22 protein-coding genes are annotated in these 25,381 nt (G+C 36.2%); 19 read left to right on the plus strand and 3 right to left on the minus strand.

All coding sequences use genetic code 11. The features are described 5' to 3' along the window. Nucleotide 1: 1 nt before the first annotated feature. The 8 genes from nrdF to selA all read left to right on the plus strand — a co-directional run bounded on the left by nrdF (nt 2) and on the right by selA (nt 10,331). Nucleotides 2-997, plus strand: a complete 996-nt coding sequence (gene nrdF, locus ACQV2Q_RS00905) for a class 1b ribonucleoside-diphosphate reductase subunit beta (protein WP_428872803.1) — start codon at nt 2-4, stop codon at nt 995-997. A gap of 18 nt (nt 998-1,015) precedes the next feature. Continuing rightward, nucleotides 1,016-3,181, plus strand: coding sequence for an anaerobic ribonucleoside-triphosphate reductase (gene nrdD / locus ACQV2Q_RS00910; protein WP_428874627.1), 2,166 nt, complete (start codon nt 1,016-1,018; stop codon nt 3,179-3,181). Continuing rightward, nucleotides 3,181-3,753: an anaerobic ribonucleoside-triphosphate reductase activating protein gene (gene nrdG, locus ACQV2Q_RS00915; protein ID WP_428873008.1), complete on the plus strand. Its 573-nt coding sequence runs from the start codon at nt 3,181-3,183 to the stop codon at nt 3,751-3,753. Before nrdD ends, nrdG begins: the two co-directional genes overlap by 1 nt. A gap of 1,209 nt (nt 3,754-4,962) precedes the next feature. Next, on the plus strand, nt 4,963-5,469 hold the full coding sequence (locus ACQV2Q_RS00920; RefSeq protein ID WP_428872807.1) for a hypothetical protein: 507 nt from the start codon (nt 4,963-4,965) through the stop codon (nt 5,467-5,469). Nucleotides 5,470-5,667: 198 nt separating this feature from the next. Further along, complete coding sequence (gene selD / locus ACQV2Q_RS00925) at nt 5,668-6,645, plus strand: selenide, water dikinase SelD (protein ID WP_428873009.1); 978 nt, start codon at nt 5,668-5,670, stop codon at nt 6,643-6,645. A gap of 22 nt (nt 6,646-6,667) precedes the next feature. After that, on the plus strand, nt 6,668-7,006 hold the full coding sequence (gene yedF / locus ACQV2Q_RS00930) for a sulfurtransferase-like selenium metabolism protein YedF (RefSeq protein ID WP_428872808.1): 339 nt from the start codon (nt 6,668-6,670) through the stop codon (nt 7,004-7,006). Between the two features lie 26 nt (nt 7,007-7,032). Further along, on the plus strand, nt 7,033-8,946 hold the full coding sequence (gene selB, locus ACQV2Q_RS00935) for a selenocysteine-specific translation elongation factor (protein WP_428881683.1): 1,914 nt from the start codon (nt 7,033-7,035) through the stop codon (nt 8,944-8,946). After that, complete coding sequence (gene selA, locus ACQV2Q_RS00940; protein ID WP_428872810.1) at nt 8,946-10,331, plus strand: L-seryl-tRNA(Sec) selenium transferase; 1,386 nt, start codon at nt 8,946-8,948, stop codon at nt 10,329-10,331. The genes selB and selA overlap by 1 nt, the downstream gene beginning before the upstream one ends. 204 nt (nt 10,332-10,535) lie before the next feature. On the opposite strand, the gene ACQV2Q_RS00945 is transcribed toward selA, so the two are convergent. Continuing rightward, on the minus strand, nt 10,536-11,780 hold the full coding sequence (locus tag ACQV2Q_RS00945; RefSeq protein WP_428872811.1) for a glycosyltransferase family 4 protein: 1,245 nt from the start codon (nt 11,778-11,780) through the stop codon (nt 10,536-10,538). A 262-nt stretch (nt 11,781-12,042) separates the two neighbouring features. Here ACQV2Q_RS00945 and grdA point away from each other — a divergent pair, with 262 nt between their 5' ends. The 3 genes from grdA (at nt 12,043) to grdD (ending at nt 15,382) form a co-directional block, all read left to right on the plus strand. Next, nucleotides 12,043-12,516 carry a glycine/sarcosine/betaine reductase complex selenoprotein A gene (gene grdA, locus ACQV2Q_RS00950; protein WP_258435592.1) on the plus strand — a complete coding sequence of 158 codons (474 nt, stop codon included), beginning with the start codon at nt 12,043-12,045 and terminating at the stop codon, nt 12,514-12,516. A gap of 148 nt (nt 12,517-12,664) precedes the next feature. After that, nucleotides 12,665-14,212 (plus strand): glycine/sarcosine/betaine reductase complex component C subunit beta, encoded by a 1,548-nt coding sequence (grdC, locus tag ACQV2Q_RS00955; protein WP_428875758.1) that lies wholly within the window; start codon nt 12,665-12,667, stop codon nt 14,210-14,212. Nucleotides 14,213-14,227: 15 nt separating this feature from the next. Continuing rightward, entirely contained in the window at nt 14,228-15,382 is a 1,155-nt protein-coding gene (gene grdD, locus ACQV2Q_RS00960) for a glycine/sarcosine/betaine reductase complex component C subunit alpha (RefSeq protein WP_428874629.1), read from the plus strand. Between the two features lie 684 nt (nt 15,383-16,066). On the opposite strand, the gene ACQV2Q_RS00965 is transcribed toward grdD, so the two are convergent. Both ACQV2Q_RS00965 and ACQV2Q_RS00970 read right to left on the minus strand, forming a co-directional pair. Continuing rightward, nucleotides 16,067-16,597 carry a hypothetical protein gene (locus ACQV2Q_RS00965; protein WP_428881684.1) on the minus strand — a complete coding sequence of 177 codons (531 nt, stop codon included), beginning with the start codon at nt 16,595-16,597 and terminating at the stop codon, nt 16,067-16,069. Nucleotides 16,598-16,703: 106 nt separating this feature from the next. After that, entirely contained in the window at nt 16,704-16,931 is a 228-nt protein-coding gene (locus ACQV2Q_RS00970) for a DUF3343 domain-containing protein (RefSeq protein ID WP_428872815.1), read from the minus strand. 204 nt (nt 16,932-17,135) lie between these two features. Between ACQV2Q_RS00970 and ACQV2Q_RS00975 the strand changes: the two genes are divergently transcribed. The 8 genes from ACQV2Q_RS00975 (at nt 17,136) to nagE (ending at nt 25,270) form a co-directional block, all read left to right on the plus strand. Then, complete coding sequence (locus ACQV2Q_RS00975; RefSeq protein WP_428872816.1) at nt 17,136-17,651, plus strand: SGNH/GDSL hydrolase family protein; 516 nt, start codon at nt 17,136-17,138, stop codon at nt 17,649-17,651. Nucleotides 17,652-17,950: 299 nt separating this feature from the next. Then, nucleotides 17,951-18,349, plus strand: a complete 399-nt coding sequence (locus ACQV2Q_RS00980; RefSeq protein ID WP_428872818.1) for a GrdX family protein — start codon at nt 17,951-17,953, stop codon at nt 18,347-18,349. A 36-nt stretch (nt 18,350-18,385) separates the two neighbouring features. Further along, a complete protein-coding gene (locus tag ACQV2Q_RS00985; RefSeq protein WP_428872819.1) occupies nt 18,386-19,672 on the plus strand; it encodes a glycine/sarcosine/betaine reductase component B subunit in 1,287 nt (428 codons plus the stop codon). 23 nt (nt 19,673-19,695) lie between these two features. Then, nucleotides 19,696-20,997 (plus strand): glycine reductase complex selenoprotein B, encoded by a 1,302-nt coding sequence (gene grdB, locus ACQV2Q_RS00990; RefSeq protein WP_428874630.1) that lies wholly within the window; start codon nt 19,696-19,698, stop codon nt 20,995-20,997. 700 nt (nt 20,998-21,697) lie between these two features. Next, complete coding sequence (locus ACQV2Q_RS00995) at nt 21,698-22,552, plus strand: glutathione S-transferase C-terminal domain-containing protein (RefSeq protein ID WP_428872822.1); 855 nt, start codon at nt 21,698-21,700, stop codon at nt 22,550-22,552. Between the two features lie 111 nt (nt 22,553-22,663). Then, nucleotides 22,664-23,194: an NADPH-dependent FMN reductase gene (locus ACQV2Q_RS01000; protein WP_428872823.1), complete on the plus strand. Its 531-nt coding sequence runs from the start codon at nt 22,664-22,666 to the stop codon at nt 23,192-23,194. A gap of 189 nt (nt 23,195-23,383) precedes the next feature. Next, nucleotides 23,384-23,587, plus strand: a complete 204-nt coding sequence (locus ACQV2Q_RS01005; RefSeq protein WP_258435605.1) for a cold-shock protein — start codon at nt 23,384-23,386, stop codon at nt 23,585-23,587. Nucleotides 23,588-23,785: 198 nt separating this feature from the next. Then, the gene (nagE, locus tag ACQV2Q_RS01010; protein WP_428881685.1) at nt 23,786-25,270 is read left to right on the plus strand and encodes an N-acetylglucosamine-specific PTS transporter subunit IIBC; all 1,485 of its coding nucleotides are present in this window, start codon (nt 23,786-23,788) and stop codon (nt 25,268-25,270) included. Nucleotides 25,271-25,381: the final 111 nt, after the last annotated feature.

Raw genomic sequence — 25,381 nt, forward strand, 5'->3', positions numbered from 1 at the left:
TATGACCAATTATTTACATTATCAAGCTATTGATTGGAATCGTATTGAAGACATAGTAGATAAAATGACTTGGGAAAAATTAACTTCTCAGTTCTGGCTAGATACGCGTATTCCAGTTTCAAACGATTTGAAAGATTGGCGTTCACTGACTGAGGTTGAAAAAGATGTGGTCAATAAAGCTTTTGTGGGATTGACTCTTTTAGATACTTTGCAATCAGAAGAAGGCGCAAATGTCATGCGAAATGATATTCGCTCCCCTCACGAAGAGGCAGTGCTGAATAATATTTTATTTATGGAATCAGTCCATGCCAAATCTTATTCGACTATTTTTATTTCTTTAAACGATTCAGCTACCATTGATGAAATCTTCGAGTGGGGGAATAATCATCCCTCCTTGCAGTACAAGGCTAAAGTAATTGAAGATGTTTATCTTTTACCTTCTGGAAAAGAGAGTAAAGAACAAATAATTAACGGCCTCAAGAAAAAAATAGCCAGTGTTTTTCTAGAATCCTTTCTCTTTTATAGTGGTTTTTATACCCCTTTGTACTATTTAGGAAATAATAAACTAGCCAATGTGGCTGAAATTATCAAGCTAATTATTCGTGATGAGTCGGTTCATGGAACCTATCTAGGCTACAAATTTCAATTAGGTTATCAAGAATTAAGTGATCAAGAACAAGCTCAACTTAAAGAATGGGCCTATAATTTAGTGTTTGATCTCTATATGAATGAAACCCAATATACTCAGGAGGTATATACAGAGATTGGTTGGGTAGAAGAAGTAGATTGCTTTGTTAAATATAATGCCAATAAGGCATTACAAAATCTAGGCTTTGAAGCAGTATTTGATGGAGCGAGTGCGCAAGATATTAATCCAATAGTCTATAACGGTCTGTCGACAGAAACAACTAATCATGATTTTTTCTCTCAAGTAGGTTCCGGTTATTTAATGGGCCGAGTAGAAGCAATGGAGGACGAAGATTACCAGTATTTATAAAGGAGTGACGATAAGACAATGGTTCAAACTGCAACATTAAAACAAGAACAATCGAGTAAAGTTAGAATTAAAATAAATAAAAGAGACGGCAGTATTGAAAAGTTTATTAGGGGGAAACTAAAAGCCTCACTAAAAAAAGCGTTAGATACCAAAGACCATGTTTTAATTGAAGGTATATGTAATGAAATAGAAAGACAAGTTGTTCACTTGATGAACAGTTCTGACATCAAGCAATCGGTTATTGAGCAATTAAACAAGCGAGGATTGGAAACAGCCGCAAATAAATATGTCGCTTTTGCTGAAACTAAATTAGCAGACTATCAATCGCAGATGCGGTTACAGGACCGTATGGATCAACTGATTAAACGCGATCCGACTTTAGTCAATGAAAATGCCAATAAGGATAGTCGTGTTTTTAACACCTTGAGAGACCTTACCTGTGGGGTTACGGCCAAAGCCATTGGCTTGAATATGCTGCCCGAGCAAGTAGCTAATGGACATTTGAAGGGGAACATACATTTTCATGATCTAGATTATTCGCCCTATAGTCCAATGACTAATTGCTGCTTGATTGATATTGAGACTATGCTGAAGCACGGTTTTCATATAGGGAATGCAGAAGTGGAAAGTCCGCGATCTATCAATACAGCTACAGCACAAATTGCTCAAATTATTGCCAATGTTTCTTCTTGTCAATACGGGGGATGCTCGATTGATCGAATTGATGAGGTGCTGGCTCCTTATGCGGATTTAAATTTTAAGAAGAATCTTAGCTTAGCTAAAGAATTGACGGATGATCCTCAACAGGCTGAGAATTTTGCTAAGAATAAAACGCAAAAAGATATATATGATGCCATGCAGAGTTTGGAGTATGAAATCAATACACTTTATTCATCAAATGGTCAAACACCATTTACTACACTTGGATTTGGTTTAGGAACATCTTGGTATGCACGCGAAATTCAAAAAGCTATATTGAAAATTCGTTTGAATGGTTTAGGTAAAGAACACCGTACAGCTATTTTTCCTAAATTAGTTTTCAGCTTACGCAAGGGAACTAATCTTTTAATGAAAGATCCCAATTATGACATTAAACAATTAGCCCTCAAGTGCGCTTGTAATCGGATGTATCCAGATGTTCTAATGTATGATAAGATCAAGGAACTAACTGGAAGCTTTAAAGTGCCAATGGGATGCCGATCATTTCTTCAAGGTTGGCAAGATGAAAAAGGAAAAGAAGTAAATAGTGGACGAATGAATTTAGGGGTAGTCACCTTAAATCTTCCCCGTATCGCTATGGAGTCGGATCATTCCTTCGATAATTTTTGGGAATTGTTGCATGATCGCCTGGAAGTTGTCGGTCGAGCTCTTGTGTATCGAGCAGAGCGAGTCAAACAAGCTAAGACGGAGAATGCTCCAATTCTATACCGTGAAGGAGCTTTTGGTCATTATCTGAAAGCTGATGAGAATGTTGACCAATTATTTAAAAATAAGCGCGCCACCATATCTTTAGGTTATATTGGTCTGTATGAGATTACGGCTTATTTCTTTGGTTCTAATTGGGAGCAGAATGACGCGGCTAAAACTTTTTCATTGAAAGTAATCCAAGAACTTAAAAAGAAGGCCGATCAATTAGCTCAGCAATACGATTATCATTTCTCTGTTTATTCGACTCCGAGTGAGTCCTTGACGGATCGCTTCTGCCGTTTAGATCGAGCTAAATTTGGTGCTATTAAGGATTTGACAGACAAGGATTATTACACTAATTCTTTTCATTATGATGTGCGTAAAAGTCCAAATCCTTTTGAAAAAATTGATTTCGAAAAGGACTATGCTCCATATACTTCAGGAGGTTTTATTCATTATTGTGAATATCCCAATTTACGTCAAAATCCTAAGGCCTTAGAAGCAGTTTGGGATTATGCCTATGACAAAATTGGGTATTTAGGGACCAACACCCCTATCGATCATTGCTATGAATGTGGCTTCCAAGGAGAATTTAATCCTACAGAAAAAGGTTTTGCTTGTCCGCAATGTGACAATCGTAATCCTGAAACTTGTGATGTAGTGAAGAGAACCTGTGGTTACCTCGGTAATCCGAATATAAGACCGATGGTCAAAGGACGTCATAAGGAGATTCAATCCCGTCAAAAACATTTAACCGAAAGAATGTGTGACCAGTGATTGAAAATTTCAAAAATCCTAAACCAAAAGAATGGCTAGCCCAAGATTATTGTTTAGGAAAGATAGCAGACTATAAACCTTTTAATTTTGTGGATGGGGAAGGAGTACGTAATAGTCTTTATGTCAGCGGCTGCCTCTTTAATTGTAAGGGTTGTTTTAATCGTCGGGTCCAAAACTTCAATTATGGTGTGCCTTATACTAAAGAACTTGAAAATCAGATTATTGAAGATTTAGCCCATGATTATGTTCAAGGTTTAACCTTATTGGGTGGCGAACCCTTTCTTTCTACACCAATTCTAATTCCCTTAGTCAAAAAAGTGCGATCTATTTATGGAGACCGTAAAGACATTTGGTCTTGGTCGGGTTATTATTGGGAAGAGCTATTAAAAGATTCCTCTGATAAACTAGAACTCTTGTCATTAGTGGATGTGCTTGTCGACGGTCGCTTTGATAATGACAAAAAAGACCTCAGTTTGCAATTTAGAGGAAGTAGTAATCAAAGGATTATTGATGTTCAACAATCTTTACGGCAAGGGCAAGTGTCCTTATGGCACCAAGGTTCTTATCATTAAAAATTGTTATTATAATTTATTAAACAATTAAGAGGCTGGACCAAAAGCCTTAAAAACAGTGGCGAATCATCAAATATGAGATTCGCCACTGTTTTTGTGGTTTAAAGAATAAAAATAGTGACCAGCAAGCATTAAAGGGGTGGGAAGTTCGTAAATAATGAACTGATTGGGTGAGTTTTATAGCCATTAAGAAGAGACCCAGGTTATTTATTGTCTTTTTTCTCCTCCAAGCTGTTCGCATACTAGAATTACACCCTTCTTGCGATCGAATACTCTCTCAACAACAATCTTAGGTTGAGCATAAGCGCAAGGAATACTTATCAGCACCGGCGCATACAGCTTTGTGCCGTCAAGAAATAAAACTTTAACTTGGAAGAGATGATTGTCTTTTAAAGCGAAAGAACAAACTGATTAAAGACGCTTCACGATCCTTAGGAAGACCAAAGTCTAAATTAAGTAGAAGATTGTACTCAGTCAGCTTCTCATTTTCATACATAACAGAAGCTTTTTAAGAGTTAAAGATCGTCAGAACAAGTAATTGATCTCAATGATAAAGGGTGGCTTACCAGTAGGTATTTTTGGAATGGGTGAACCATTAATTTATGCAATAAGATGACCTTTAGGATGACCATTTATTCTAACGTGTATCGGTGGTGAAGGTGCAGTAATTGGCGCACTGGCTAATACTGGTGAGACAGCCATCGGGTCAAGTAGTGGGACTTTAATACCATTAAGTGCAGATGTTCATTCTTTACCAGCCGTTTTAGCCGCAATAAAAAGCATCAAAAACTTTACTACAAGCTAAATCGACGACTGTTTCACCTAATTGAGGTTTAGCTTTCTCATGAGGATTGGCGAAACCTAACCTTATATTTGATTCCTCCGGTGCAAAAGCTATATTTTCAACAGATTATCCAATAGTCCGTCTTAATTTATTATTATCTAGCTGTGTTTTTATTTTTCTATAACAATCTCATGATAAAAGTCAGCGGCTGACTTTTTGATACGATTAGCAAGCATTTTTAGTAGGTGCTTATTTGATATCGGACTAGCTCCTTTTAAATAAAGTCTTTTTTATTATAAATCTAAATAAATAAAAAATCACATCTTTTGTTTATAAGTGAAAAGATGAGGCCAACCCCTTTGCAAAATGGAAAATTTGTGATATTGTGAACCTATACACATAACTAACTATATGGAGGTTTAATTATGAACGCAATTTTAGGTAAATTTGTTGAAGATGGATTATTTAACGAGAAAGTAGCAAACGCAATTGAAGAGGCTTTTGCAGAAAAATCTTCAGTAATTATTGCTGGACACCGCTCAACTGGATCTCGCCCTTTGATGGCTAACATCATGCAATTAGCTAAGAAAACGCATGATTCTGTTCAAGTTCGTAAAGCTGAAGACTTAGAAAAAGAAGGCGACTACTATTTAATCTTTGGAGCGCCAGCTGATCAAGTTGAAGATTTAGTTGCAGCAGCATTGAAAAAAGGTAAAGCAATCGTTACATTAAAAGAACCTGAAACACCAATCTCTATCATGAAGGTTATGAAATCAGTTCTCAAAGAAACTGAAGGCTTTGATCATAAAGCTTTACAAGTTTCACTTCGTAAAGATGGTGTAGGAGCAGACGCAACACCTTTCACTGACCGTGTAGACTTATACTATGTTAATGAAAAAGGTCGTGTTAAATCTGAAAAAGTTGAGTTCTAATCAAAATTTTAACTTAGCAGCACAAGTCAGACTTGTGCTGCTTTTATTATGAAAACTAATAAATCCAAGTTTTTGATTACTGAAAACAATAATTAAAAAGGCTATAATAGGACTATCATAAAAGGAAGTGGGGAGATATAAATGATAGATAAAGAAAAAATGAATGAATTAGAAATATGTGGTGGATGAAACGCTAAAATTGGACCAGGCAGTTTGTCTGAAATTTTAGAAGGATTACCCAAGCAATTTGATGGTAATTTACTAGTAGGTTATGATTCTAGTGATGATGCAGCAGTTTACCAAGTTTCACCGGATGTTGCAGTTATTCAAACAACTGATTTCTTCCCTTCAATGGTCAAAGATCCATATGTTTTTGGTCAAATATCAGCAACCAATGCTTTATCGGATGTTTATTCAATGGGAGGAAAAGTGATTACGGCACTCAACATAGTAGCTTATCCTGATGACAGTCAACCGCTCGAAAATTTAGCTGAAATTCTACGTGGGGGAGCTGAAAAAGTCTTAGAAGCTGGAGGAGTTCTAGCGGGAGGACATACGATTCGTCAATCCACACCGCTATATGGTTTAGCAGTAGCAGGAGTTGTGCATCCTGATAAAATAATTACCAACAATGGTGCAAAAGCTGGCGATGCTATCATTGCGACTAAAAAATTGGGAGTAGGCATTGTAACCACTGCACATAACAAAGGATTAATTGATGAAAAGGCTTTTGATGAAGCAATAGAATTAATGACAACTTTGAATAAGTATGCAGCTGAAGTCATGTTGGATTATCAAGCTACCGCATGTACAGATATAACTGGCTTTGGCATTTTAGGTCATTTGATGGAGATGTGTGATGAGCAGTTGACGGCAGAAATATTTGCCGATAAAATACCAATTATTGAAGGTGCCTACCAAGCAGCTAAAGAACATTTAACCACTGGTGGTGCCAAACGTAACCGCGCTCATTATGCTAAGAATATTGATTTTCAAATTGAGGATTCAACCATGGAGGAAGTGCTATTTGATCCACAGACCTCAGGAGGCTTATTAATAACAGTTCCTGAAGATCAGCTAGAAGCAATTTTAGTGGCTTATAAAGAAAAATCCATTCAAGCCGCTCATATTGGTTATATGGTTGAAAAAAAAGACAAGGCAATTGTGGTAAAATAAGTGAAGTTTAGGAGGAAATAATTTGACTGATTACATTGTAGTTATTGCAAGTGACAAACTAGGAGAAGGTAATAATGATCTAGGTCGTACACTAATTAAATCGTTTATTAGTGTATTAGCTCAAGAAGAAGAACTACCAAAAGAAATTTTATTATACAATGGTGGAGTAACCTTAGCAGCAGAAGGTGCTGACACCGTCGAAGATTTACAAACGCTCCTTGACAAAGGGGTTGCAGTTAAAGCTTGTGGGACTTGTGTTTCGTTCTACGAATTAAAAGACAAGCTTGCGGTCGGTGAAGAAACCAATATGCGCTATATTCTTGAACAATTAAGATCTTATGACCGAGTTGTAAGACCCTAGTTAGTTGATAAGAAAGGAATTACTTAATGAAAAATGTCGTTTTAGGAACGGCAGGCCATATTGATCATGGAAAGACCACGCTCATCAAAGCCTTAACAGGTATCGAAACAGATACTTCTAAGGAAGAGAAGCAGCGTGGCCTTTCTATCAATTTAGGCTTTGCTTATATTGATTTAAATAATGGGGAACGAGTTGGTATAGTAGATGTTCCCGGACACGAAAAGTTCATCAAAAACATGTTAGCAGGTGCGGCCGGTATTGATCTAGTAATGCTAGTGATTGATGTGAACGAAGGCATAATGCCGCAAACTAAAGAACATGTTTCTGTTCTTAACTTGTTAGGTATTAAAGATTTCATCATTGTCTTAACAAAGGTAGCGGATGCAGATGAAGAGCTTAAACTACTAGTTTACGAAGATATTCGTGAACAATTTGAAGGAACGCCATTGGAAGACGCACCTATCGTTGAAACGGACGCTATTTCAGGCATTGGTATTGAACAAGTAAAGGCCTTACTGGCTGAAAAGGTTGAGAAGATTCAACGGGATAACGAATCCTTACCGGCACGCTTAAATGTTGATCGCGCTTTTTCTGTTAAAGGATTTGGGACTGTCGTAACAGGCACTCTAATTGATGGTTCTATTCGAGTAGGTGACGATTTAACGATTTATCCATCTGGCATACCAACTCGGATCCGTACAATTCAAATTCACGAACAAGATCAAGAAGAGGCGCATGCTGGCAATCGGACCGCTATCAACTTAACCAAGGTCGACCTTGATCAAATTGGTCGTGGCGATGTCCTAAGTGCAGCGCCTTTAGAGTCTTCATATATGTTGGACACCAAGGTGCAATGTCTTAAAGATGCCAGCCAACCGATGGAACTTTGGGATAGAGTACATGTGCATATTGGAACGCGTGAAGTTATTGGTAGACTTGTCCCCTTAGGCGTTGAAAAAGTTCAACCGGGACAGACAGCTTTTATGCAAATACGTTTAGAAGAACAAATTGCTGTAAAGAAAGGCGATCGTTTTATTTTAAGAAATTATTCACCTGTAATTACAATCGGAGGGGGTGAGGTTCTCGATCCTACCCCTAAGAAACATAAACGTTACAATCAAGATGTCATTGAGTCATTAGAAGTACTAGAATCAGGCACTATGTCAGATGTGTTATTGGATTTCTTATCCCATCGTTCTGCCGGCTTTACATCCATTAAAGAAATGGCTGACTATCTGAATGAAGAAATGCGTACGATTGAAGGATATGTGAAAGAGATGGTCGAAGCCGGCGACTTAATGAAATTTGGCCAGTTCTATATGGCCCGAGTTTCATTTGATGCCATTCAAAAAGAAATGGAAGAAACATTATCAGAATTTCACCAGGTGAATAATATGATTGCTGGTATGTCCTTAGAAGAATTCCGTTCACGCTTTAATAAAATTGCACCTAAGGAGCTGAATGCAATCATTCAAACCATAGTTGGTCAGGGCCACTTTGTAATTGAGGGCGATTTAATTCGCTTAGTTGACCACACGATTGCTATTACGCCAGCTCAAGCGAAAGCAAGAAAAGCTATTGAAGCAAAATTAGCTGAAACCCCTTTCGCACCGCCACTTTTTGAAGAAGTGGTTGGTAAAGATAAAAACATGCGAGAAGTTTATAGGTTGATGCGTAAACAAAATGAATTTTACCGTTTGGATAAGCAAACTGAGATTCACGTTTCTTACTATAATGAGGCGCTCAAAAGGTTGAGAGATTTCCTTAAAGAACATGATACAATTGCCTTGGCAGATTTTAGAAACCTTTTAGGAACCAGTCGTAAATACACTCTCTTACTGTTAGAGGATTTCGATAAGCGTGGGATAACCATAAGAAATGAGGATGTACGTGTAATGAACCCTAAATATCTGCAAAAGATTGAGGAGGCTTTCATTTAATGAAACATTTATTATCATCACTACCAAAAGTTGATAGAGTTCTACAAGATGAACGTATTAGAAAATGGACCGAAAAATTAGATCCAGCTTATGTTAAAGAAAGTATTCAAAAACAAATTGACTTTATCAGGCAAGGTGTCTTAAGTGGGGAGATTACTGAGGCTAGTTCATTAGAGTTTGAAAGTGTGATAAAACATATTGAAGAAGCTTTAGCTAAAAGACTGAATCCCTCTCTTAAACCAGTAATTAATGCCACCGGAACAGTTTTACATACCAATTTAGGACGGGCGCCTTTATCTCAAACAGTTATTGATGCTCTTGTTGATTTAGGGCCCAATTACTCTAACTTAGAGTATGATTTAGAAGAGGGCAGACGTGGCTCTAGATACACTCACTTAAAAGATGTATTGAAACAAATAACAGGTGCAGAGGATGCGTTAGTAGTTAATAATAATGCTGCAGCAGTACTTTTAATGCTTTCAGCCCTAACAGAAGCTAAAGAAGTGGTTATATCTCGTGGTGAGTTGGTTGAAATTGGCGGCTCATTTAGGATACCTGATGTGATAACCCGTGGAGGAGCCCTGCTCCATGAAGTAGGATCTACTAACAAAACACACCTTAGTGATTATAAAGCTGCTATCAATGAAGAGACCGGAGCTTTATTAAGAGTCCATACATCCAATTATCATTTAGTTGGCTTTACTGAAAAAGTGGATGATCAAGAACTAGTAGACTTGGCTCATGAACACAGTCTTCTTGCATTAAACGATTTAGGTTCAGGCCTATTTATGGATATGCAAACATTTGGTCTGCCTTATGAACCAACGGTTCAAGAAGCCATTCAAGCGGGATACGATGTAGTAACTTTCTCTGGCGATAAATTACTAGGTGGGCCGCAAGCAGGGGTTATAGTTGGTAAAAAAGAATTGTTAGATAAGATGCGTGCCCACCCATTAACTCGTGCCTTACGAACTGACAAGCTAACGCTTGCAGCCTTGGAAGTGACCATGCGACAATATTTAAATCCAGAACTGGCCTTTAGCAAAATACCAGTCTTACAAATGATTAGCCAAGATCGTGAACAATTACTTAAAAAGGCTCAAAAATTCCAACAAGCCATTGGGGAATTAGCCGGTTCTTGGCAAGTAGATTTGATAGAAGGACAATCGCAAGTAGGGGGAGGATCATACCCTGGATCAACACTATCAACCATCTTGGTTCAAGTCGACCACCGAAAGTTGTCGGCAAGTCAAATTGAATCTTACCTAAGGAGTCAAGATAAGCCAGTTATAGCACGTGTTCAGCAAAATCATGTACAATTTGATGTTCGCACACTTTCTTTAGCAGACATGGAGCAAATCATTAGTTATTTAAAACAATTGTAAATAAAAGAATAAGGTTTAAGATTGAAGACCAAGAGGCGACAACATAAATTACGCCAACACCCAGTAAAAATCCGTCCCCGTTGTGGTAACAGTGTTAGGGACGGATTTTTGTCATGTATAATAAAAAGAAAACGGGTGATTTCCATGACGTCAGTCAATGCAGACAGTAAACATTTGAAGGGTTTTTGCCTGCAGTCTTAAAGTTTATGCTTTATCTTTTTCTTTAAATAAGAAGTTTATGCAATGATATTGTTTATCTATTAAACGTTCCCATGAGTATTGCATTATTAAATCATATATATGAGGATCGATGGCTTGTTGCGACTGTAATCGATTTATTTGTAAAATAATAGATTGACTTAAGTTTGCAATAAATTCTGGGATATCTTCTTGATGTGCTTTATCTTGGTCAACAATGCGTGGAAGCGGAACATATTCAATCCATTGAGATTGGTTAATCTCATCAGCTAAGAAATTCTTTAAAGGGGCTAATTCAGAAACTACTGTACGCAAACCACAAGCCATGGCTTCTAAACAAATAGTTGCTAAACCTTCATAATATGATGGCAGAATAAAAATATCAGATTTTTTCATCCAACTGGCTAATTCTAATTGAGGAAGTGCTGAAAGAAAGTGAATATCTTCTATTCCATAAGAAGAGACAATTGTTTTTAATTCTTTAATTTCACTAGGATCGCCGTTACCAATTAGTAACAGTTGGCTTTGAGGAAAAGATTTTTTGACTTTTTCAAAAGCTAGAACTAATTCAAAGACACCCTTAGAACGAGTGATTTTACCAGCATAGATTAAATTTATTGAAGACTGCTTGGACTTTCGTGAACCTTCTAGATTAAAAATGGCAGAATTAAAACCATTGCCGGTAACTATAATTTTTTCAGCATCAATTTGAAACTCCTCGATTAAATTGTCACGATCATCTTGAGTTAAAGAGAAAATCAAAGCCAGCCGGTTCATATTACCCAAATAGCGTGTTTTTAAATGAGGGTGGCGTCTAGCTTGCCGAATATCCGTCCCATGACTGATACCAATCACTGGAATTTCAGGAAAAGTATCTAGCACCAAAGAAGTTAAGTACCAAAGATGATGGGTTAAGATAATATCCGGTTGAAATTCTTCTTTTGCTTGCATTAATCTTTTAATAAAAGCTTGTTGCCATTGTTCAGTCTGCTGATCTGTTAATTGAGAATAAATAGAATTTTGATAAGGCATCACATCTGACATACCGACAATTGAGAAGGGGAGTTCATTGGATTGGAAATGAACAGGGTAACAATTATCTGTTTGCAATAATTCTTTAAAAGGGGGTTGAGTGGCGTAGATAATGCCATTATCTATGCCTTTATCTTTTAAGCCCGTGATTAAATTTTGAAAATAAATGCCAGAACCTGTTTGAGCAGGTAGCTGGGCTAAAACATGTAAGACCTTCATGAAAAACCTCCTAAATCTGTCATTATTATAGCTTAAAATTGATACACATGCTTATTAAAAAATTATTTATTATAAATTTAAATAAATGCTTAAAGCTTGCTGTTAAAGTGTTTTTGGAGGGTGGATTTAGTGAATAATGAATAAAACGTAATCGTTTATAAATTGGTTTGACAAATATGAAAGCTAGGGTTATACTACAGTCATAGTAGTGATATATTGTTGTTGCGAACATTTTATTTCGAATATCTTAGGAGGTAACATTATGTCAATGGATAATAAAAAATTATTGATCATTGGAGACCGTGACGGTATTCCAGGACAAGCAATCGAAGCTAGTTTAGAAGGTAAACCAGTTGAGATTTTAATGTCATCAACAGAGTGCTTCGTTTGAACGGCTGCAGGAGCCATGGATTTGGAAAACCAACGTCGTATTAAAGAAGCTGCTGAAAAACACGGTGCAGAAAATCTTGTTGTAATCTTAGGTGGGGCTGAAGCAGAATCTGCTGGTCTAGCAGCTGAAACAGTTACCAACGGAGACCCAACTTATGCGGGTGCTTTAACAAACACACCTCTAGGTTTAGCTGTATACCATGCAACTGAACCTGAGTTCAAAGAATACGCTGATCCAGACATTTACGATGAACAAATCGGTATGATGGAAATGGTATTAGATGTTGATTCAATCGCTGAAGAAATGAAATCAATTCGCGATCAATTTTCTAAATATTCAGTATAATTTTTAAAAATTATATCTAAAAGGAGGGCCAGTAAAAGCAGTTTGCTTATGCTGGCTTTTTTATTCAGAGAGTTCTAAAGACTTGCTTTTTTAACAGATATGTGAAATAATATACAATATAAACTAACCATAAAAAAGGAGAATGCAAATGACTCTTCCAGTATTGAAAGGTGCAGCTTATACTCTAGCACATACACCTAATATGTTAATTCATAATGGTACGACTCAAACCACTGAGCGCATCACCACTCCAGATTCTGAATATCTTAAGAATCTAGATAAACATTTACGTAGTTACGAAGAGGTTCTAACAGACCCTAATAACCAAACGTATATTAATAATATGCATTATTCTGAATTGAAAAAAATTGAAGAACCACGTTTCAAAACTAAAGCTGAAGGTGGACGTTACTCAAAACGTGGCGAAATTATGCCAGAGATTGAATTTTACGGACTACTTTCAATCGTAGACGTATTTGACTTAGTATATCTTGAAGAAGGATTTGCTGCTAAGGTAAAAGAAGTTATGGCAGAAAATGAAATCTTTAAAGATGATGTGGACAAGATTAAAAACACCGAATCGGCTGAATGGTTACAAAAACATATCGATGAGTATGAAGCTGAGGGACTATATTATGAAGGTGAATTAGTCGGCGTGGTTTCACGTGCCCACGATATTGACCCTAACTTAAATGCTCATATCATGCTAGAAAACTTAGTTAACAAAGCTTCAGGTGTTTTATCTTTACGCCACTTATTACGAGATACTGAAGATATCAATGCTGAAGACATTGAATATGTGATTGAGGCATCAGAAGAAGCAATCGGCGACATGAACCAGCGTGGTGGGGGTAACATGGCTAAAGCTATTGCAGAGCTTTGTGGTCTAAAAAATGCTTCAGGATCTGACTTACGTGCTTTCTGTGGGGCACCAACACATGCATTGATCAGTGCAGCTTCATTAGTAAGAGCTGGAACATATAAAGCAGTAGCGGTTGTTGCCGGAGGTTCTACTGCTAAATTAGGTATGAATGGTAAATCTCATTATGAAAAAGATATGCCATTATTAGAGGATTCAGTAGCTGGTGTGGCCTACTTAATTTCTCAAAACGATGGAAAGAGCCCAGTGATCCGTACAGATGTTACTGGACGTCATACTGTTTCATCTGGTTCTTCACCTCAAGCGGTTATGACTGCTTTGGTAGGAGATCCTTTAGATAAAGCAGGCTTAACTATTCCAGATGTTGATATTTTCTCAGTTGAAATGCAAAACCCAGATATTACTAAATCTGCTGGTGCTGGAGATGTGCCAACTGCTAACCTTAAGATGATTGGTGCGGTAGGAGTATTACGTAAAGAATTAGAACGTGCTGATTTAGCTAACTTTGTTGCAGAAAAAGGAATTCCTGGTTGGGCACCAACTCAAGGTCATATTCCTTCAGGAGCTCCTTACCTAGGATTCGCTTATGACGATATGACAAGTGATTCAGGTATTAATCGGGCAATGATCGTTGGTAAGGGTTCATTATTCTTAGGACGTATGACTAACTTATTTGACGGGGTATCAATAATTATTGAACGTAACTCAGGAGAAGTTGAAACAGCTGTTGACGGCGACTTGAAAGAAGTTGTTAAAGCAGAAGTTGCTAAGGCATTACGCCAATTTGCTGAAAACTTTTCATCAGAAGAAGAATAGAGGTGAGCAATACGCATGTCTAACCAAGTGAATCAAGCAATTAAAGATGTTATAAACGAATTAGCTCATACGTTAGAGAGCGGTCAAGTTGGACCATCTATTAAGATTGGTCTAACCATCAATGGCTCTGAACTAGGGTTTGATGTTATGCGTGAAGCAGCTGCTCTGGCAAAATCAGAAGGTCTATTTGAAGTCGTTCTGATTGGTGAAAAATTAGACTGGACTGAAGAATACGAACATTATGAAGCTAATGATGAATCAGCGGTTGAAGAAACGCTTGAAAAATTATTAAATGATGGAACTATTCATGGGGCAGTAACACTTCACCATACATTCCCGATTGGTGTATCAACTGTAGGCCGTGTAATTTCACCTGCTTTAGGGCGTGAAATGTTCATTGCTACAACTACTGGTACTACAGCTACTGTCCGTACAGAAGCAATGGTCTTAAACGCTATTAATGGTATCGCAGTGGCTAAAGCCAAAGGAATTCAAAACCCAACAGTTGGAATTGTGAACGTTGACGGAGCTAATACTGTTGAACGTGCTTTAAGACAATTACAAGAAAAAGGCTATGATATTACATTTGGCGAGTCTGCTCGTTCAGATGGTGGCGTAGTTTTACGTGGTAATGACTTGTTATTGGGTTCTGCAGACGTAATGGTTTGTGATTCTTTAACAGGTAATATCTTAATGAAACTATTCGGATCATACACTTCAGGTGGTACTTACGAAACAACTGGATTCGGATATGGTCCAGGTGTTGGAGATGGATACGACCATATTATTAATATCGTATCACGTGCTTCAGGAGCACCTGTTATTGCCAATGCATTAAAATATGCTTTCCAAATGGCTAAAGGTAAATTAACGACTGTAGCTAAGCAAGAATATGAATCTGCTAAAAAAGCAGGTCTTAAGGATGTTCGTGAAGGACTTCAACCTAAGGCTACTGTAGCTGAGGAAGAAATTAAAGCACCAGCTAAAGAAGTAGTTACAGCTCAAATTAACGGAATTGATGTATTAGACCTTGAAGATGCTGTTAAAGCATTATGGAAAGAAGGTATTTACGCTGAATCAGGGATGGGATGTTCAGGTCCTATCGTAATGATTAGTGGCGCAAATGCTAAGAAAGCCAATGAAATTGTTAAAGAAAAAGGTTATATGTAAACACTTTACATAAGTAATTAAAACGGGACTGAGCAAAAAGTCCTAAAAACAGTGGCGAATCATTAAACATGAGATTCGCCACTGTTTTTGTCGTTTAATGAATAAGAATAGTGAATAACAAGCCCAAAATGTCGGGAAGTTTGTAAATAATGGGGTGATTGTGTGAGATTCATAGTCATTGTAAGGAGACTCCGGTCATTTTTTATCCCTTTTCTCCCTTGAGCTTTATTCTTCGCACAATAAAATTGCGACCAAATACTATCTCAGCACCAAACTAGGATTGAGCGTAAATGTTAGGAATGCTAATCAGCATCGGCTTCTAGCTTCGTGCCATCAGTAAATAAACTTTATCTTGGAAGAGATGGTGGTCATTTAAGACGAAAGTACCGACTGATTAATGGCGCTTCCTGATCCATAGGAATATCAAAGTTTAAATGAAGTAGAATAATATATTTAGCTACGGTTTAATTTTTATCCATAAAAGCCCCTTTTTATCGGCATCCTAGCTGTTAATTACTATTATGTATAGTATGCAAGAATTATTATTTTAATCAAAACAGCAAAAATCAGCGAGCCTAAGCACTCTGGCTCGCTGATTTTTATGTTGTATTGAGGACTTTTAGCCCAGTCTCCCAGACTGAAGCCAGGGTCTCGATTAAGTTATCCTCAAATGAGGTTTAAGCTTTATTCGAGTAATTCTTTAAGTTTTTCTTCTAAATAGTCCTTAAGCTTTTTACCTTCTATGAGTACCGTTTCGAAATCTGTGAAATCAATACCAAGTTTGAAGAAATTAATTGTCAGTGTATCACCATCAATTTGATCCACGATGTCGTATGCAGGAACAAAATTAATTTTTATTTCTTCATACTTTGTGTCTCCTGAAAAAGTTTCTTTCATTTCATCGACATTTAAAGTTTTAACAGTAGGGAGGGTGAGTTCGACATTTCCAGGATCATCAGCAAAGAATTTGTTTGATTGATAGAATTCTAATTCTTTTTTAGTTGCTTCATTGACTGGTTCATAGTTAATAACGGCCGATAAAACTTTTCTTACTGAGTTTGAATCGAATCCCTCAGTATAGATAACTTCCATTTCTGGACGATTGGCTATATCTAAAAAGTAAGAATCGGTTAATTTTTCACGACGAGCAGCTGTTTGCCAAAAGAAGTCCATTAATTCGATGGTTTCAAAATTAATTTTAATCGTTTTTAACATGTTCATTCTCCTTAATTAACAATTTACACCCATAATTATAACAGATATAAGAACTGAATAAATAGCTGATACTAGAAAATAGATATACTTTGTAAAAAATCTGAAGCTATAAGATTTCTACTTGTTTCAAATTTATATTATTTTTTTCAGCAACCGTTAGTAACACTTCCTTTAAATGAGGTTCAGATCTCCAAGACATTCCACAACCTGCTGAAAGTTCTCGAGGAATCATAACCAGACGACCTTTAATATTAGCGGCTTTAAATTGTGCTTCAGCAGCTATGGCATCAGTTGTAGAATCAAATGTTAAATACAAATATTTATTTTTAGTCATATTAAACCTTCTTTCTAAAACAATAAGATAGCTTAATGTTTCTAACTGATATTAATTATAATGGATAATTATTTATAATTCTAACAATTTAAGTTAAATAATACTAATAAACCCATAAACATGTGATCTTGTTCACAAAATTATAATGATGTTATAATAAGATTATATGAATCGGTAACTTAGGAAATTCAAAATGGAGGAAATATGAAAAAGCTTATATTTTTAGGACATTCTATTCTCTCATTTTATAAGAAAGAAAGTATGGGAGACTGGAAGATTATTAACGTATCTAAACAAGGTATTATTGCTAAAGAGGGCCTGCAGATGGCTAAAAAAATTGCTAATGAATTAGTTGAAAGTGATGCAGTTCTTATTATGTTTGGAATTAATGAACTTTATTATCAAATGAAAAAAGAGTCTATTATTACCTATTTGACACAATTATTAGTTTTTATTAGTGAATTGAACCCTAAAATAAGAATAGTCCTTTCTGAAATTATTCAAACCGATGAAACCGAAAGGCTAAAACCAGAAAAAATCACTTGGGTAAATCAAGAACTTAGAAAACTATCAAAAAGATTTCAAATAAAATTATTAACATGGGAACGAGTTTATGACTCAAACGGTAAGATTTCGGATAGATATACTATTGATGGTATCCACTTAACGAAAGAAGGCTATGCAATTTTTGAAGATAACTTACTCCAATTGTTAAATTAGAGTCTAAATCACTCACATTTTACCAGTTATCTATTCCAATATATTGTTCACTAATCTAATAAATTTTTTTAAACTTGTTAGAGTTTTAGGTGATTTTTATATTGATTTTATAAACAGAACACATTTGGAAAATATACTTTATTGGGGAATTTTGTTGTAAATTTTTTTTGTTTTTGTTATAATGTTCACAAGAACTAAGGAGAGTGCGGCCAAGTTTTGGCTTTGTTCTTAACATTTAGAAAAGTCCGATGTAATCGTTCTTAGTTAAATGGCAAGCACTGGCGTCTAGAGGTGAAACCATGAAAATCATATCGAATAATCCAAAAGTGAATGAAACTATCGACCAATGTCCAATCATTTTTATTGATGGGGACTATGGTGATGTTCTTTATGAGACTAAAAAGCTCGTTATTAATGAACATTATGTGTTGTTGACTCATCCACTGAGTGGTTCAATCAAACCGAACGAAACTTTCTACAAATCAATAATTATCACTACTACTAAACAATCACAAATCGATCTAGAAAGTCTCGAGATAATTGAACAAGCCATCGCAGTTTATGAAAAATTCATCAAGGACCGAGCAACTCCAAATTGGCTAGATTCAGTCTTGGAGGATTTTGCCACGATCGATTTAGATTTAATGGAGAGTACCCTTCAGCGTATTCATTTTTCACCAGAATTACGCTTTAACTAACTCCTGAATTTAGAAAATAACAATAGAGGTGATTGAATGAAACTTGAATTAGGTAAAATTCAAATTAACGATGTAAAACTTGCAGATTCATCTAAAGTAGAAGGCAATGTTTTATACATCAATGAAGAAGAAATTAAAAATATCGTTTTAGAAGACGATCATATTGCTAATGTTTCAATCGAAATTGCAAAACCTGGTGAGTCAGTACGTATTACACCTATTAAAGATGTTATTGAGCCACGTGGTAAAGTAGATTCAACATCAGAAGTTTTCCCAGGTGTAGTCAGCAAAGTTGATCGCGTTGGGGAAGGCCGTACTCATGTATTAAAAGGTTGTGCGGTCGCTACAGTTGGTAAAATTGTAGGATTTCAAGAAGGTATTGTTGATATGCAAGGGCCTGGTGCTGAATTAACACCATTCTCCCAATTAATCAACATCTGTTTAGTGGTTGAGCCAGCTGAAGGTGTAAAAACATACGCTTATGAGCAAGCAGTTCGTGAAGCTGGATTGAAGGTTGCTAAGCATTTAGGAACATTAGCTGCAGCAACAGAAGCAGACGAAGTGGTAACTTATGAAACAAAACCACTATTGGAACAAATTTCAGAATATCCTGATCTTCCAAAAGTTGGTTATGTATACATGTTACAAACTCAAGGGTTATTGCATGATACTTATGTTTATGGAACTGATGCTAAGCATATTGTTCCTTCAATTTTATATCCTACAGAAGTAATGGATGGAGCAGTTATTTCTGGTAACTGTGTGTCTGCATGTGATAAGAATACTACTTACCACCACTTAAACAATCCGATCATTGAGGATCTTTATGAGCGTCATGGTAAAGATATCAACTTTATGGGAGTTATCATCACAAACGAAGCTGTATATTTAAATGATAAGAAACGTTCATCTGATTGGACATCTAAATTATGTTCATTCCTAGGTTTAGATGGTGTAATTGTTTCTCAAGAAGGATTCGGTAACCCTGATACTGACTTGATCATGAATACTAAGAAGATTGAAGCTGAAGGCGTTAAAACAGTAATTGTTACTGATGAGTACGCTGGACGCGATGGAGCTTCTCAAGGATTAGCAGACGCTGATAAATCTGCAAACGCAGTTGTAACAGGTGGAAATGCCAATGAAGTAGTTGTTTTACCTCCAATGGATAAAGTTATCGGAACATTAGATTATGTTGATACAATTGCCGGCGGATTTGACGGAAGCTTACGTGAAAATGGCGAAATTGAAGTTGAAATTCAAGCAATTACTGGTGCTACAAACGAATTAGGCTTCAACAAACGCACAGCTCGTGGCGTATAATTATTAAATAAGGAGGTAAAACCATGACAAAAAAACGTGTAGTTCATTACATTAATCAATTCTACGCTGGTATCGGTGGAGAAGAAAAAGCTGATACAAAACCATTCAAACAAGATGGTGTTGTAGGACCAGGTGTTGGAATCAATGGTGCAATTGCTGAAAATGGAGAAATCGTTGGAACTGTGGTATGTGGTGACTCATACTTTAATGAAAATACAGATGCTATTAATGAAGTAATCGAAATGATTAAGTCATTTGAACCAGATTTAGTAATCACTGGACCTGCATTTAACGCTGGACGATACGGTGTAGCTGCTGGAGCTGTTGCAACTGCAGTTATGCAAGAATTGAATGTACCAGCTGTTGCCGGTATGTATGAAGAGAACCCTGGTGTTGACATGTATAAGAAAGTTCCTTACATTGTTAAGACTGGTAACTCTGCTGCAACAATGCGTAAAGCAATTCCTGCAATTGCAAATGTTGTTAACAAAATCTTGACAGACCAAGAATTAGACCCAATTACTGACGAATACTTTGAGCGTCACCGTAAAAACTTCTTTACAGAAGATCGCGGTTCTAAACGTGCAGTGGATATGTTAGTTAAGAAATTAGCTGGTGAAGAATTCACTACTGAATTCCCAATGCCTGATTTTGATAATGTAGAACCAGGAAAAGCAATTAAAGACTTAACCAAAGCTAAAATTGCGATTGTTACTTCAGGTGGTATTGTTCCATTTGGTAACCCTGACCATATTGAATCCTCTTCAGCTTCTAAATATGGTCGTTATGACATCTCTGGTGTTGAAGACCTTAAAGAAGGCGAATATGAAACAGCTCACGGTGGTTATGACCCAGTTTATGCTAACCAAGATTCAGATCGTGTTATTCCAGTGGATGTTTTACGTGAAAAAGAACGTAATGGAGAAATTGGCGAATTACATAACTATTTCTATACTACTGTAGGTAATGGTACTTCAGTTGCATCATCAAAAGCATTTGCTTCTGAAATTGCTAAGGACTTAGTAGACCATAATGTAGATGCAGTTATTCTAACCTCCACTTGAGGTACTTGTACTCGTTGCGGAGCAACAATGGTAAAAGAAATCGAAAAAACAGGTTTACCTGTAGTACATATGGCAACTGTAACACCTATCTCATTAACAGTAGGTGCTAACCGTATCGTTCCTGCAATTGCTATTCCTCACCCACTAGGTAATCCTTCATTATCAATGGAAGAAGAATACAAATTACGCACTCACTTAGTAGACAAAGCTTTGAAAGCTTTAACTACCGAAGTTACAGAACAAACTGTTTTTGAAGACTAATTAATCTTCATTATAAAGGGGCTAGGATAAAAGGTCTTCTCAGTCGCCTCAAAACTTACAGCGAGCCTAGATTGGAAAGTAACTTTCTAATCTAGGCTCGCTGCTTTGTGTATTTACGTAGATTATAGAACCGAAAAAGTCCGATTAACGATTGTATCGTTGACCGGACTTTCTTTAAGGCTTTTGTCCCAACCCGTTTTTGAAACAATAGGAGTTATGAGGATTTTAATAGATGCTTGTCCTGTGAAGGCTGAAGCCATTCAAATAGCTCAGCTTATAAGATTAAGGTCTTTGTTATAACGACAATAGATTATTTTTCAAATAGAATATTTGTTTTTGATTTGGTAGAGACCATCTATATTGAAGCAGTTGCAGATACGATTAATTTTTTTCCCAATGCTAAAAAGCTAATATTATAATTACTCAAGATTATGGCATAATTTCTTTATTATTTTCAAAATATCGCGTGAATTATCATTCTGACAGATTATATATTGAATATAATAGAGACCATCTTTTCTTCAAAAGACATTTAGGACAAAATGTGGAAAGCTGGTAAAAGAATCAAGGGGCCTAGCAAGTATAATCCAATGGATTGTAAAGAATTTATTTATAATCTTGCCAATTTAATTACGAATAGTGAGCATTAAATTCTAAAGAAGAGTAAGAGACTGCTATAATGAGACAAAGGAGTGATTTTATGCCAAAAGTATATAAAGAAGATTTTGCTTATCCAGTAGAAGCAAATCGTTATCGTCTTGCGTTTAGTTTTCCATGTCCTTATGCTCAAAGGGCTGATATTGCTAGAAGATTACTAGGTTTGGATAAAGTAGTTAGTCTAGCTATCGCTAGTCCAATAAAAACTAGTAAAGTATGGGATTTTTCTAATGAAACTGGAGGCAAAGATGCGATTTTAGAAGTTGAATATGTTTCGGAACTTTATAAAAATACTGATCCAGAATATGAGGGTCCTTTTTCTGTACCTGCATTAATTGATATTAAAACTAAGACAGTGGTTAACTCTGAGTCACTAGATATTTTAAGAGACTTTACAACCCGTTTTAAACCTTTTCATGCTGACAATGCTCCAGATCTTTATCCAGAAAATTTGAGATCAGAGATTGATAGTTGGATCCAAAAAATAATTGATGAAGTATTGGGAGGAGCAAATCGTGCGGGATATACTCGCTCTCAAGAAGAATTTGATCAAAATGCAGAGGCTTACTTTAAAGTATTAGCCGAGTTAGATCAACATTTCGCTGAGAATCAGTTTTTATTAGGTGATCAATTGACTGAAGCCGATTTAATATTATATACCCCTTTAATCCGTCATGATTTACTTTATATGCCAATCTATGGCTTATTCCATCATTCATTGCGCGATTACCCTAATTTATGGCGCTATATGAAACAACTTTATCAAATGCCAGCCTTCAAAGCCACTACTAGCTTTAGAGACTATCAAATTGGACAATATTCTGGAAGAACAGGACGTATTTTTTTCCGCAGAGAAGTAGTTCCAATGCTACCAGATCTTTCACATTGGGAGAAATAAAATATAAAAAAATTAACTATTCCTCTTGCTTTTATTCCGAATTCGAGATAAAATACATATGTTCAGTAAATTAACTACTAGAACAAATACATATAAAAAGGATGATTAAATATGACTAAACTAGGTGTAATTGTAGGATCAACTCGGAAAAATTCTTTTTCTAAACAATGGGCAGATAATATTGTGACTTTATACCCTGAGGGAACAGAAGTAGAGTTTTTAGATATTGCAAACTTACCTCTTTATAACCAAGATTTGGATGAAAATTCACCACAAGCCTACACTGATTTCCGTGAAGCAGTGAAACGCCAAGATCTGATTTTATTCGTAACTCCAGAGCATAACCGTACAATCTCAGCAGCATTAAAAAATGCATTAGACGTTGCTTCTCGTCCATGGGGACAATCTGTATGGAATGGCAAACCAGCTTTAATTGCGTCCCATTCAATTTCTGCTATGGGTGGTTCAATAGCCAATAAAGATTTGGTTAAGATTCTTTCATTTTTAAATATGCCAACAGTGGGACAACCTGAGGTTATGTTACCAAGTTCAGCTAATTTATTGAACGATGGTAAAGCTCCTCAAGATACCTTAGACTTCTTACAAACTGCTGTAGATGCACACTTAAATTTATTAAAATAAGTTCGTTTTTCGAATTATAAAGTATGAAGGATAGTAGTGATTGACTAATATGACTAATTACAGTATACTTAATTGAGTAGAGAGTAATAAAATATTTAAAAGCTTAATTCATTATCATAATTAATCCTTTTCTTTATCTTATGTAACATCTGCAAAAAAATCGCGCTCAGCGCAAGGAGGATTTCATTTATGAATAATGGAACAGTAAAATGGTTTAACTCAGAAAAAGGTTTTGGCTTTATTGAACAAGAAAATGGTGAAGATGTATTCGTGCATTTCTCAGCTATTAATAACGAAGGCTTCAAGACTTTAGAAGAGGGCCAAAAAGTAACTTTTGATGTTGAATCAGGAGAACGTGGCTTACAAGCTAGTAATGTGTCAGTTGTAGCATAATCTTAAATATAAACATTCAAACGACAAACTTTTGGTTTGTCGTTTCTTTTTTTTGCTAGATTTTAGAAGAGATCGTTAAAAAAATTAGCCCAACACCTCCTTTTAGTGTTCACACTAAAATGTAAATTTACATTTATGATTGTAAACGCTTCGAAATTGAGGTATATTATATATGATAAATAAAAAGGAGTGAAAAATATGTATCCATATTTACAAAGACTGGGACGTTCATTAATGTTACCAGTTGCGGTACTACCTGTTGCTGCCTTAATGCTAGGGATCGGCTATGCAATTGACTCTCAAGGTGGGAACCAGTTCAGTGCTTTATTGATGACTGCTGGAGATACCATTCTCAGTAATTTAGGCATTCTATTTGCTTTGGGTGTTGCTTTAGGTATGTCTAACGATCGAGATGGGTCAAGTGCCTTATCAGGTTTAGTCGCATTTTTAATGGTTACTACATTACTGAAACCGGATAAATTAACAGATATTGTCAATATTCCTTTAGAAGAATTATCCTATTCTTTTGAAAAAATAGATAATGCTTTTATCGGAATTATATCCGGTCTTACCGCTTCATCACTTTATAATAAATTCTCAAAAACTAGATTACCTGATGCATTTGCTTTCTTCTCTGGGCGTCGAATGGTTCCCATTTTGACTTCAATTGCTATGATTTTTGTTTCAGGATTATTATATTTTATCTGGCCACCTGTTTATGAAGGGCTAGTAGGCTTTGGAGAATGGATTTCAGGGATGGGCTGGTTCGGAGCAGCCTTATATGGTTTCTTCAACCGTCTACTAATTCCTACCGGTTTACACCATGCTTTAAATGCTGTTTTCTGGTTCGATTTAATAGGTATTAATGATATCGGTAATTTCTGGGCATCTGTAGGTGAAAAGGGTGTTACAGGAATGTATCAAGCTGGCTTCTTCCCGGTTATGATGTTTGGTTTACCAGCTGCTGGTTTAGCGATCTATCGTAAGGCTGATCCTCGCTACCGTAAAGAAGTAGGGTCCTTATACTTAGCAGGCGCAGTCACAGCTTTTGTTACAGGTGTTACTGAACCCATTGAATTTTCGTTTATGTTTATAGCCCCAGTTCTTTATTTTGCTCATGCTATTTTATCAATGCTATCTTTAGGATTTGCTGCCTTTATGCAATGGACAGCTGGTTTTGGCTTTTCTGCCGGAGCAATCGACTTTATTTTATCTTCACAAATTCCAATAGCGAACAAGCCCTTTATGTTAATATTACAAGGCTTAGTTTTCGCCGGTCTATATTATTTGGTCTTCTCTTTCTTAATTGAAAAATTGGATATTGCTTCACCAGGAAGAAAAGGTCCTTTGTCTTTAGACTTTGATGCTGGAAGAGGGCGAAAAGGTTCATTACCTGAAAAGGATTCTAAAGAATTAAAGGATTCAAAAGCCGAAAAAGAATACCAACAAGCTCGCCGCATTCTTGAAGCTTTAGGTGGTAAAGACAATATTGAAAACTTTACCAATTGCGCGACACGACTTCGCTTGAATGTTAAAGACACCTCAGTAATTGACCAAGAAAAAATAAAATCTTCTGGCGCTGCGGGTGTTAAGATCATGGGAGAAAATGCAGCCCACGTAATTATTGGAACGAATGTTCAATTTGTGGCAGATGCTTTACATGATGTTATGGACGAAGAATAATAAGTTAGATATAAATCGAGTAGGAGGCTAGCCATTAGTTGACTAGCCTCCTACTTGATTGGTGGTAACTTCCTTCAGGGGATAAGTTGAGTTATAATAATATCTAGTAAA

Source organism: Facklamia sp. P12950, from assembly GCF_050409465.1.
Classification (GTDB): domain Bacteria; phylum Bacillota; class Bacilli; order Lactobacillales; family Aerococcaceae; genus Facklamia.